The organism is Kitasatospora sp. NPDC057500, from assembly GCF_042802195.1.
Taxonomy (GTDB): Bacteria; Actinomycetota; Actinomycetes; order Streptomycetales; family Streptomycetaceae; genus Kitasatospora.
Map to the genome: position 1 here is coordinate 1 of NZ_JBHVER010000236.1, position 11,197 is coordinate 11,197.

Genomic DNA, 11,197 nt, shown 5'->3' on the forward strand with positions numbered 1-11,197 from the left:
GGTGGAGGCCAGGCTGTTGGCGTACGACTTGAACGCGGCCTGGGTGCCCGGTCCTGCGACCCCGTCGATCGCGCCGCTGTAGCCCCAGCCGTCCGCGAGCCGCCGCTGGAGGGCCGCCACCGTGCCGGAGCCGACGACCCCGTCGATCGAGCCGTTGTAGCCGTAACCCTCGGCGAGCCGCCGCTGCATCGCCTTCCAGCTGTCGGTGCCCAACTGGCCGTCGATGCCGCCCGAGTAGCCCCAGGAGGCCTTGAGGTAGCACTGGACGTACTTGGCCTGCGTGGTGCTCAGGCCGAGGTTGACCACCGCGTTGAGAGTGGTCCTGGCGCTCACCGACGTGCCCGGGCCCTGGACGGGGGCCGCGGCGCCGACGGTCGCACCCGCCAGGCTCCCCACCGCGATTCCGGCGAGGGCGGTGACCCCGACGAGGGTGCGCGTCAGCAGGTTCGGCTTCGTTCCCATGGTTCTCAACCCTTCTCGACGGCTTCGATGAGGGACGCGGCGGTCGGACGGCGCCGGTTCGGTCCGGTCGCGGCGGACGCGCCGAAGCCGCCCCGTCCTTCCGGTCACGTCCCCGTGCCCCGATGGTGGGTCAGGAGTCCTGCCCGTGGTACCTCGTAGATCCGAGCACCGGTCCCGGGGGCGTCCGTGCAGTCCGGTACCCAGGTGTGCGAGCGCGGCCACTCGTGCTCGCCGAGGTTGCGCCGCTCGCCGACCTGGACACAGCCCAGGAGCCACTGCCGGCCGGGGTCGGTGTAGTAGAGGACGTCGACCAGGCCGGCGCCCTCCTCGTAGGTCTGGCCGTTGTTGTAGACGGACCGGGGCCGCCGCTCGGCGGACCACTCGCAGGCGAGGCCGCCCACGGTCCAGTCCGCGTAGCCGTCCACCCAGGCGCACACCTCGCCGTGGCCGTCCGTCTCGCTGAAGAAGCACACCTGGCCGTGCTCGCAGCGCCCGTAGCCGGTGGGGTCGCCGCCGACGCCGAGGCCGAGCACACCGGCCAGCAGGCCGGTCGCCGCGGCGGCGATCAGCGGACGGCGGTGGCGGCGCAGCACCGGCAGCAGCGGGCGGCGCGGCCGTCGGCCGGCCGCCGCGGTCCGGACCCGCGCCAGCAGCGAGGCGGTGCTGTGCAGGGCCCGGTCCTCGGGGCGGCGGGCCAGGCAGTCGTGGACGATGTCCCGCCACAGCAGCGGCAGTCGGGGCGAGATCCGCAGTTCCTCCTCGCCCCGGGCGTAGCGCACCGCGGCGTCCCGGCGGGCGGCGGGGGTCGCGCCGGGCAGCGGCAGGGCGCCGGTGAGGACGAGGTGGGCGAGGATGCCGAAGGCCCAGATGTCGGCGGTCGGGCGGATCTGCCGGCCGCGTTCGCCGACCTCGGCCCAGAGCAGGTCCGGCGGGGTGTAGTCGGGGGTGGTGAACGGCGGGGCGTAGGCGTGGGTGCCGTCGAGTTCGGCGGCCAGGTTGAAGTCGGCGAGCCGCGCGGTGCCGTCCGGCATCAGCAGCACGTTGCCGGGCTTCAGGTCGCCGTGCACCCAGCCCGCGCGGTGCAGTTGGGCGAGTCCTTCGCAGATCTGGGCCAGCAGGGCGGGGCCGGCCCTGGGCGTGCGGTCCTCGGCCAGCAGGGTGTCCAGCGAGCAGTCCGCCTCCTCCAGCACCAGGACGGTGGCGCCGTCGAGTTCGGGCTGGTCGGGCGCGTCCACGGCGAGGATCTCGTACAGCCGGATCAGCCGTGGTGCGCGGACCCGGCTGAGCACCTCGGTCTCCCGGTCGGCCAGTTCGCGCAGGTGGCGCAGCTGGCGCGGGGTCCGGGTGCCGGTGGGCAGGAACTTGAGCGCGGCACGCGACGGCAGGCCGAGCCTCGGCAGGGCCCGGCGGGCGGCGTACACGCTGCCGAAGGCGCCGTTGCCGAGCAGGCGGTCGACCTTCCAGGCACCGATCCGGTAGCCCTCGGGAACGGGCAGCGCGCCGGAGGCACCGGGCGGCAGGGTCACCGCGCGGTTCCGGGGGCGAGCAGGGCGAGGTCGTCCTCGCGGACCAGGTCGAAGCGCAGGGCGAGGGAGGCCAGCACGTCCTTCTTGCCGACCAGGCGCGGGCCGGACGCCGCGGTGTCCGGTGCCGGCTTGAGGCGCAGTTTGACGGCCAGGTAGTCGATGTTCCACTGGACGGCGGCGCGGTTGGCGCACGGCCAGAGCGGCCGCAGCCGTTCGACGACCTGGTCGACGGTGGGCGGCAGGGCGTGCGGCTCGCCGCGCAGCCGGGGCTCGCAGAGCGCGGCGAGCACCAGGAAGTAGCGCTTGGTGCGGTCGAGCGGGAACGCCAGCAGGGTGGGCTCGCCGCCCGGTCCGCCGAGCGGGTCCGGCCCGGCCGGCGCGTCCCGGTCGGCGTAGTCGTGGCGCGGCGCCCAGACGTCGAGGCTGAGCAGTTCGGACCCGGCGGGCAGGACGATCCGGGCGAACTCGAAGGGGACGGGCGCGGCCAGCCGGCCGGGCGCGACCTTGATGTGCTCGCCCGCGCCCTCCGGGTTCTCCACCACGTAAGTGGAGGTGCGGCTGAGGTTGCTGAGCGTCCAGTACGTGCCGGTGGCCCCGATCTCGCCCGCGGTGCGGGAGACCCCGCTGTGCGGGATGCCCAGGCCGGGTGCGCCGCCCCCCGCGGCGGCCCGGCCGAACCGGAGGTTCTGCCCCGGGGCCAGGTGGAGCCGGTCGGCCGGCTCCATTCCGGGCCCGGGTACCACGATGATGCTGTACATACCGCTTCCCTTCCCCCGTGTGCGGTCCGGGGAAAGGGTAGCGAGCGGAATCAATCGTTCATATAACGATCGGTCGGATACCTTTCGGGTCCGGAATAGAGTCGGCGCCCGGTCGGTTCAGCACTCGCCGCGCCAGTGGAAGGCGTCGATCGTGCGCCCGCCGGCCGGGAAGTCGCCCCGCCCCTCCACCGGGCCGAAGTGCAGGCACTGGCCGCCGCCCTCGCGGAACGTCACCTGGACGTGGTCGTAGCCCGGCTGCTCCGTGCCGTTGTTGAAGTACGAGCGGCGCAGCCCGCAGGTACTGGCGGACTCGTCGCCGGCCGAGCGGCAGACCGTGCCGGTGCCGTCGGGGCCCGAGTAGAAGCAGACGTTGCCGGACGGGCAGTCCTGCCAGTGCTGGGCCGGGTCGCCGGCGCAGTTGCGGCTGGTGACCTTCGGCCAGTACCGGTTCAGGCCGCTGTACTCGACGCCGTCGAAGTGCACCGGCACCCGGTCCTTCTCGTAGGTGAAGTCGCCGGTGGCCGCGTACCGCTGCTCGTAGTGCAGGTGCGCCCACTCGGTGCCGGTGTTGCCGATCCGGCCGATCCGGGTGGACGGCAGCACCGGGTCGCCCTTCTTCACGAAGGCGGCCGGGTCGTCCATCAGGTGGTAGTAGGCCGTGAACCAGCCGTTGCCGTGGCTGATCTGGATGGTGTTGCCCGAGCCGTTGTTCCAGTAGGTGGCGGACACCGTGCCCGCGGCGGAGGCCAGCACCGGCAGGCCGTCGGAGCCGGTGTTGTGCTCCACCACGATGTCCAGCGCCGGGCTGTGGTCCTGGCCGTAGGTGTCCACCTCCCAGGTCGTCCCGCACGGGAACGGCATCTGGAACGGCGGCGGCGCCGGCCGCGCGGTGGCCGCCCCGGCCCCCGGGACGGCGGCGAACGCCGTCAGTACGACTCCCAGGACGGCCGCCAGGACCCCTGACCGCCACCACGCGCGAACGCGGCTTCCCATGCCTGCCCCCTCGTCCGGTGCGCGGCGCCCGGCCGGACGCCGCCGACCGCCATGCTCCGGCCCGGCCGGGGGCCGTACCACCTCGCAACAACGAGGGTGCGCGGGCCGGCCCGGGGGCTACTTGGTGGGGCGGGGGGCCGGGACCAGGCCGGTCTGGTAGGCGAGGGCCACCAGCTGGGCGCGGTCGCGGGCGTCGAGCTTGGCCATGGCGCGGTGGACGTGGGTGCGGATGGTGAAGGGGCTGACGAACATCCGGGCGGCGATCTCCTCGTTGCTGAGGCCGGTGGCGGCCATGGCCATCACCTCGCGTTCGCGGGCGGTCAGCACGGCGAGTCGTTCGGGGGCGGCGGGGGCGTGGTCGGGTGAGGGCTGGGCGAGGAGCTGCTCGATGACGGCGCGGGTGGCCGCGGCCGACAGCAGGGGGTCTCCGGCGGCGACGCGGCGCAGGGCGGCGAGCAGTTCGGTCGGTTCGGCGTCCTTGCCGAGGAAGCCGCCGGCGCCGGCGCGCAGGGCCTGGGCCACGTACTCGTCGATCTCGAAGGTGGTGAGGATCAGCACCCGGGTGCCGGCGAGGTCGGGGTCGCCGCAGATGGCGGCGGTGGCGGAGAGCCCGTCGACGCCGGGCATCCGGATGTCCATCAGCACGACGTCCGGGCGGGTGGCCTTGGCCAGGTCGACGGCCTCGCGGCCGTCGGCGGCCTCGCCGACCACCTCCATGTCGTCCTCGGCGTCGATGAGGACGCGGAAGGCCCCGCGCAGCAGCGCCTGGTCGTCGGCGAGCAGTACTCGGATGGTCACGGTTGTTCCTCTCGGGCGGCGGTGCGCAGGGGCAGTTCGGCGCAGACCAGGAAGCCGCCGCCGGGCCGGCGGTCGGCGGTGAGGCGCCCGCCGACGGCGGCGGCGCGCTCGCGCATGCCGATCAGGCCGAAGCCTCCGCCGGCGGCGGCGACGGCGGGGGTCGCGGCGGGCGCCGGGCGGTCATTGGTGACGGTCAGCAGGACGCGGCTCCCGGAGAACGCCAGGGTGACGTCGGCGGCGGTGCCGGCGGCGTGCTTGGCGACGTTGGTCAGGGACTCCTGGAGGATCCGGTACGCGGTGAGGTCGACTCCCGGGGAGAGCGGCTGCGGCTCGCCCTCGACGGTGAGGCGCACGGGCAGGCCGGCCCGTTCGAAGGCGCCGATGAGGTCGGGCAGCCGGTCCAGGCCGGGAGCCGGTTCGAGCGGGGCCTGCGGGTCGTCGGCGCGGCGCAGCAGGCCGACGGTGGCCTTGAGCTCGCGCAGCGCGGAGCCGGTGGCGTCGGTCAGGTGGCTGAGCATCTCGCGGGCCTGGGCGGGGTGGCGGTCGAGGAGGTGCACGGCGATGCCGGCCTGGGCGTTGGCGAGGGCGATGTGGTGGGCGACGACGTCGTGCAGGTCGCGGGCGATCCGGATGCGCTCGTCGGCGACCCGGCGGCGGGCCTCCTCCTCGCGGGTCCGCTCCGCCCGTTCGGCGCGTTCCTCGATGGCGGCGAGGTGGGCGCGGCGGTTGCGGACGGAGTCGCCGAAGGCACCGGGCAGCAGGATCCAGGCGACGACGCCGATCTTGACGCTGATGGAGGCGTCCGGCTCGTTGATGATGGTGGCGCCGGTGACCAGGACGGCGGCGACGGCGGTGGCGGCGCGCGCGGTGGAGCGGTCGGTGCGCACCGCGAGGAAGTAGAGCGAGGCGATCACCGGGGCGACCAGGCCGGCGTTGAGCTGGGTCGCGACGAAGCAGAGGGCCAGGCTGCAGGCGAGGGTGATCGCGAAGACCACGCAGGGGTGGCGGCGGTGGCCGAGTATCGCGAGGCTGGCGACGACGGCCAGGGACAACGCGGCCGGGTTCGGCTCGATGTGGTTGCCGAGGCGGTCGACGGTGGTCGTCCCGGCGGTGACGACGAACGTGGCGAGCACGAGCAGTGCGTCGAGCACATGGGGGTGACGGCGGCGCGTACGGCGCAGCCAGGTGTCGATCATGCTCGCTTCTCCTGGTCCGGGGGCTGCCCTCGCGGGCCCCTCGGTCGGGCCCGGACGATCCGGCGAAGGGGATGGGGACGTACTGCACGTGGGGGACATACTGCAGATGCAGTACATACCGTCCGTTTGAACAGTAGTACGGATACGGTTCGTACCATTTTGACCCGCCGGTGCGCCGACGGGCCGGGTGCGGCCCTGCCGCGGCCCCGTGGGGACGGGGACCGCGGCAGGGGGCGGGTCGGGTCAGACGCCGACCGACTGGCGGGGCGACTCGGCCTCGGGGCCGCCGGCCCCGGTGACCTGGGCCGGGACCGCGGTCTGGAGCTTGGCGCCCTCGACGTCGACGTCGGGGATGATCTTCTCCAGCTTGGCCGGCAGCCACCAGGCACGGCGGCCGAGCAGGACGAGCACGGCCGGGACGATCGCCATCCGGACCACGAAGGCGTCGAAGGCGACGGCGGCGGCCAGGCCGAGGCCCATCATCTTGACCATCGGCTCGCTCATGCCGATGAAGCCGGCGAAGACGCTGATCATGATGAGCGCGGCGGCGGTGACCACCCGGGCGTTGTACCGGAAGCCGGTGACCACGGCCTCGCCCGGCTCCTCGCCGTGCACGAAGGCCTCCCGGATCCGGGTGACCAGGAACACCTCGTAGTCCATGGCCAGGCCGAACACCACACCGACCATGAAGATCGGCATCATGCTCATCACCGGGCCGGTCTGCTCGACGCCGATCAGCTCGGCGAGCCAGCCCCACTGGAAGACCGCGACGACGGCGCCGAGCGCGGCGACCACCGAGAGCAGGAAGCCGAGGGCGGCCTTGATCGGCACGAGGATCGAGCGGAAGACGATCAGGAGCAGCAGCACCGCGAGGCCGACGACGACCGCGAGGTAGGGCACCAGGGCGTCGTTGAGCTTCTGCGAGACGTCGATGTTCATCGCCGTCGCGCCGCTGACCAGGACCGTCGCGCCGGTTTCGGCCTTCAGGCCGGAGGCCTTGTCGCGGATGGCGTGGACCAGGTCGGTGGTCGCGGCCTCGCTCGGGCCGGTGGCCGGCATGGCGGTGACCATCGCGGCGTCCCCGGCCTGGTTGAAGACCGCGGGGGTGACGGCGACCACGCCGGGCAGGGCCTTCACGGTGTCGCCGACCTTCTGGGCGGCGGCCTTCGGGTCGGCCGCGCCCTTGGCGTCGACCAGCACGGTCAGCGGGCCGTTGAAGCCGGGACCGAAGCCCTCGGAGAGGTGGTCGTAGGCGCGGCGCTGGGTGGTGGAGGTGGGCTTGGCCTCGTCGCCGGGCAGGCCCAGGCGCAGGTCCAGGGCCGGCAGGGCGAGGACGCCGAGGCCGACCACACCGAGGACCAGCACGGCGACCGGACGGCGCAGCACGAAGCGCGCCCAGCGGGTGCCGCCGTTGGGGCGGTCCGCACGGGCCGCGTCCGCGGCGTGTCCGCCCTTGCTGCCCTTGCGGTCCTTGCGGGACAGCGCCTTGTGGCCGAGGAAGCCGAGCAGCGCGGGGACGAGGGAGAGCGCGACCAGGACGGCGATCACCACGGTGCCGGCCGCGGCCATGCCCATCTTGGCGAGGATCGGGATGCCCACCACGGACAGGCCGGCCAGCGCGATGATCACGGTGAGTCCGGCGAACACCACGGCCGAGCCGGCGGTGCCGACGGCGCGCCCGGCGGCCTCCTTCGGCTCGTGGCCGTCGAGGAGCTCTGCGCGGTAGCGGGAGACGATGAACAGCGCGTAGTCGATGCCGACGGCGAGGCCGAGCATCATCGCCAGGGTGCTGGTGGTGGTGGACAGGCCCAGGGTGCTGCCGAGCGCGGTGATCAGGCCGATGCCGAGGCCGACGCCGATCAGGGCGGTGAGCAGCGGGAGTCCGGCGGCCAGCAGCGAGCCGAAGGTGATCACCAGCACGACGGCGGATATCGCCATGCCGATCGCCTCGGCGGAGCCGCCCTGCTCGCCCATCTCCATCAGCGCCGTACCGCCGATGTCCACGGTCAGACCGGCGTCGCGGGCGTGCTGGGCGGAGTCCTTCAGCGTCTCGGTGGCGGTCTCGCTGACCTTGCCCGGCTTGACGCTGTAGTTGACCGTCGCGTAGGCGGTGGTGCCGTCCTGGGAGACCGCGTTGGCCTTGAACGGGCTGGTCGCGCCGACCACCTGCTCGCTGCCGGCGAGCTCGGCGACCGCCTTCTCGACCGTCTGCTGGTTCTCGGCTGCGGTGATCTTCTGGCCGGACGGGGCGACGAAGACCAGCCGGGCCGACGCACCGTCGGACATGGCGCCGGGGAAGCGCTCGTCCATGAGGTCGAAGGCCTTCTGCGCCTCGGTGCCGGGCATGGCGAAGCCGTCGTCGGGGGCGGCCGGCGCCTTGGCGGCCAGCACCCCGACGGCGGCCAGCACGGCGACCCAGAGCAGGGTCACCAGCCGGCGCCTGAGGAAGGACCATCGGCCCAGGCGGTAGAGGAAAGTGGCCACGGGAGAGCGGACTCCTTCGGATGGCGGGCAGGAACGGACGGCCGGGCGGTACCTGCGGCCGCAGGGCCGGGTCGCCCGGAGCATGAACATCCTGCGTCGGCGGGGGTCTCCTCCGCGTCGGCTCTGCGCAGGCATTTCGGGGTAATGCGGACGCAGCAGCGCGGACGCGGACGGCCTACTCCCCGAGGCGGAGACCGGGTGCCGGGCTCCGACCTGCGACCGAGGGGCGACCCCGGTGCCGCCGGGGCACTCCCGGTGCGGCCGGAGCGCCGACGCGGGTCACCCGGGCGGGGGTGCGGACGGGCCAGGGCCCGGCGGGCGAAGTAGCGTGATGTGCCTGGACCGGGCGATTCGCCCCGGTTCGTCATGATGTGTCCCTGAGGACCCCGGCGGCCCGAGCGGCCGCAGCCCGTCCGCAGCACGTCCCGCAGCCGGAGGTGGCCCATGGGCGTTCCCGCCGCCCGCATCGTGTTCGACGACAACGACCGCGCGGCCGTCGCGGAGGCGGTGAGCGAGATGCTCGCCACCGGCGCGCTCACCCTCGGCCCCTGGACCGAGCGGTTCGAGCAGGCCTTCGCCGCCGAGCACGGCGCGGAGCACGCGGTCGCCGTCGCCAGCGGCACCGCCGCCCTGGAGATCGTCCTGCGCGGCCTGGACGTCCGCGGCCGCGACGTGGTCGTCCCCGCCGTCACCTTCTACGCGACCGCCGGCGCCGTGCTGCACGCCGGCGGCCGGCCGGTGATCGCCGACGTCGACCCGGCCACCCTGGCACTCGGCCCCGACACCCTGGAGGCCGCGCTCACCCCCGACACCGCAGCCGTCGTCCTGGTCCACATCGGCGGGCTGATCACCCCCGAGGTGGACGCCCTGCGCGCGATCTGCGACGCCCGGGGCATCCCGCTGGTCGAGGACGCCGCGCACGCGCACGGCAGCAGCCACCGGGGGCGGGCCGCCGGCACCTTCGGCCTGGCCGGCGCCTTCTCCTTCTACCCCACCAAGGTCACCACCAGCGGCGAGGGCGGCATGATCCTCACCGGGTCCGCCGAGCTCCGTGACGAGGCCCGCATCCACCGCGACCAGGGCAAGGGCTCCTTCACCACCAACCACCACGTCCGGCTCGGCGCGTCCTGGCGGATGAGCGAGCCGAACGCCGCCATCGGCACCGTCCACCTGCGCCGGCTCAAGGAGTTCGTGGAGACCAGGCGCCGGGTCGCCCAGCGCTACGACGCCGCACTCGGCGCGCTCGACGGGCTGGAGCCGCTCACCGAGCCGGCCGGCTGCCGGAGCAACTACTACAAGTACATCGCCCTGCTGCCGCGCGGAGTGGACCGGGCCGCCTTCAAGCGGGCGGTCGCCGAGGAGTACGACGTACGGCTCTCCGGCGAGGTCTACGACCTCCCGCTGCACCTCCAGCCGGTGCTCGCCCCCTACCGGCGCGACCGGCTCCCGGTCGCCGAGGACGTCTGCGCCCGGCAGATCTGCCTGCCGGTGCACTCCGACATGACCGAGGACGAGACCGACCTGGTGATCGAGGCGGTGAGCGCCGTCCACCGCCGTCAGGCGGGCTGACGCGCCGCCGGGAGAAAGCAGAGCTGTCGGAAGAGAGAAGAGAGAAGAGAGGAGAAAGCCGTGCGGATAGCGGTCACCGGGGGATGCGGGTTCATCGGCTCACACGTCGTCGACCGGCTGCTGGCCGCCGGGCACGAGGTGCTCGCGGTGGACACCACCGACAAGTACCTCAACCCCGACGCCGACCACGCCAGGATCGACGTCCTCGACCTGCCGGCCCTCACCACCGCCCTGGACGGCTGCGAGGTCGTCTTCCACCTCGCCGCGCAGGCCGACGTCGAACGCGTCGCCGCCGACCCGGTCGGCGCCGTGCGGGCCAACATCGACGGGACGGAGGCCGTGCTGGAGGCGGCCCGCCGCAACGACCTCAGCCGCACCGTGCTGGCCAGCACCGTCTGGGTGTACGGCGCCGCGCTCGCCGACGCAGCGCTCGACGCGCTCGACGGCGAGGAGCAGGAGCTGGACGAGCACGTGCCGATCGACCTGGAGCACAGCGGGCACCTCTACGTCGCCACCAAGCTCGCGGCGGAGATGCTGGTGCACAGCTACCGCCAGCTCTACGGGCGGCACTTCACCATCCTGCGGTACGGCATCCCCTACGGGCCGCGGATGCGCGACGAGCTGGTGGTCGCCCGGTTCGTGCAGGCCGCGCTCACCGGACGGCCGATCACCATCGCGGGCGACGGACGGCAGAGCCGCAACTTCGTCTACGTCGAGGACCTCGCCGACGCCCACGTACGGGCCCTCTCCCCCGCCGCCGAGGACCAGACCTTCGCCCTGGAGGGCTCCACCGCCGTCTCCGTCCGCGACATCGCCGACACCGTCGACGAGTTGCTCGGCCCGGTCACCATCGAGCACATCGAGGCCCGGACCGCCGACTACACCGGGCGCCGGATCTCCGCCGCACAGGCCAAGCGGCTGCTGGGCTGGTCGCCGCGGACCAACTTCGCCGAGGGCGTGCGGCGGTACGCGGACTGGTACCGGGCGGAGGCCGCCCCGCGGCCGGGCGCCTGAGGCGGGACGGGGGCGAGGCGTGCCACACGCGCTGCTGGTCTCCGGCTCGCTCGGGCAGGGCCACGACGTGATGGCCCGCGCCTGCGCGGACTCGCTGGAGGCCCGCGGCTGGACCACCGCCACCGTCGACGCGATGGCCCTGCTCGGGCACCGCGCCGGCACCGCCGGCGAGGCGGTGTTCCGGCGGCTGCTCGGACTGCCCGGACTCTACGACGCGTTCCACTTCTCGGCGCTGCGCCCCGGCGCCCGGATCGCGTTGGTCGCCGACGCGGCGGCCCGGCGGCGGCTGGTGCCGGCGCTCCGGGCGGGGGGGGGGGGGGCGCGGCCGCGGGGGGGGGTGTGGGGGTTGGGCCCCGCCCCCACCGCGGGGCAACCCCCGCGGGGGGGGCCCCCGCCC

Annotated in this window: 10 protein-coding genes; 3 read left to right on the forward strand and 7 right to left on the reverse strand. The window is 74.1% G+C overall.

The features are described from left to right. The 7 genes from ACFU74_RS32360 to ACFU74_RS32390 all read right to left on the reverse strand — a co-directional run. Positions 1–462, reverse strand: a 462-nt coding sequence (locus ACFU74_RS32360; protein ID WP_380763299.1) for a peptidoglycan-binding domain-containing protein, incomplete at its 3' end; no start/stop codon positions are given. A 104-nt stretch (positions 463–566) separates the two neighbouring features. Next, a complete protein-coding gene (locus ACFU74_RS32365) occupies positions 567–1,988 on the reverse strand; it encodes a serine/threonine-protein kinase (RefSeq protein WP_380763301.1) in 1,422 nt (473 codons plus the stop codon). Further along, positions 1,985–2,746: an FHA domain-containing protein gene (locus tag ACFU74_RS32370; RefSeq protein WP_380763303.1), complete on the reverse strand. Its 762-nt coding sequence runs from the start codon at positions 2,744–2,746 to the stop codon at positions 1,985–1,987. The genes ACFU74_RS32365 and ACFU74_RS32370 overlap by 4 nt, the downstream gene beginning before the upstream one ends. Before the next feature lie 117 nt (positions 2,747–2,863). Beyond that, a complete protein-coding gene (locus ACFU74_RS32375) occupies positions 2,864–3,739 on the reverse strand; it encodes a peptidoglycan DD-metalloendopeptidase family protein (RefSeq protein WP_380763305.1) in 876 nt (291 codons plus the stop codon). 117 nt (positions 3,740–3,856) lie between these two features. Beyond that, a complete protein-coding gene (locus ACFU74_RS32380) occupies positions 3,857–4,537 on the reverse strand; it encodes a response regulator (protein WP_380763307.1) in 681 nt (226 codons plus the stop codon). Continuing rightward, positions 4,534–5,733: a sensor histidine kinase gene (locus tag ACFU74_RS32385; RefSeq protein ID WP_380763309.1), complete on the reverse strand. Its 1,200-nt coding sequence runs from the start codon at positions 5,731–5,733 to the stop codon at positions 4,534–4,536. The genes ACFU74_RS32380 and ACFU74_RS32385 overlap by 4 nt, the downstream gene beginning before the upstream one ends. Before the next feature lie 243 nt (positions 5,734–5,976). Next, positions 5,977–8,217: an MMPL family transporter gene (locus tag ACFU74_RS32390; protein ID WP_380763311.1), complete on the reverse strand. Its 2,241-nt coding sequence runs from the start codon at positions 8,215–8,217 to the stop codon at positions 5,977–5,979. A gap of 444 nt (positions 8,218–8,661) precedes the next feature. Between ACFU74_RS32390 and ACFU74_RS32395 the strand changes: the two genes are divergently transcribed. The 3 genes from ACFU74_RS32395 to ACFU74_RS32405 all read left to right on the forward strand — a co-directional run. Then, a complete protein-coding gene (locus ACFU74_RS32395; RefSeq protein WP_380763313.1) occupies positions 8,662–9,786 on the forward strand; it encodes a DegT/DnrJ/EryC1/StrS family aminotransferase in 1,125 nt (374 codons plus the stop codon). Between the two features lie 60 nt (positions 9,787–9,846). Beyond that, positions 9,847–10,800: an NAD-dependent epimerase/dehydratase family protein gene (locus tag ACFU74_RS32400; protein WP_380763315.1), complete on the forward strand. Its 954-nt coding sequence runs from the start codon at positions 9,847–9,849 to the stop codon at positions 10,798–10,800. 19 nt (positions 10,801–10,819) lie between these two features. Continuing rightward, on the forward strand, positions 10,820–11,197 hold a 378-nt coding region (locus ACFU74_RS32405), incomplete at its 3' end, for a hypothetical protein (protein WP_380763317.1).

Excerpts from the sequence above, each read along its gene's own strand:
- ACFU74_RS32370 (WP_380763303.1), bottom strand. The coding sequence starts at position 2,746 with ATGTACAGCATCATCGTGGTACCCGGGCCCGGAATGGAGCCGGCCGAC.
- ACFU74_RS32375 (WP_380763305.1), bottom strand. The coding sequence starts at position 3,739 with ATGGGAAGCCGCGTTCGCGCGTGGTGGCGGTCAGGGGTCCTGGCGGCC.
- ACFU74_RS32385 (WP_380763309.1), bottom strand. The coding sequence starts at position 5,733 with ATGATCGACACCTGGCTGCGCCGTACGCGCCGCCGTCACCCCCATGTG.
- ACFU74_RS32395 (WP_380763313.1), top strand. The coding sequence starts at position 8,662 with ATGGGCGTTCCCGCCGCCCGCATCGTGTTCGACGACAACGACCGCGCG.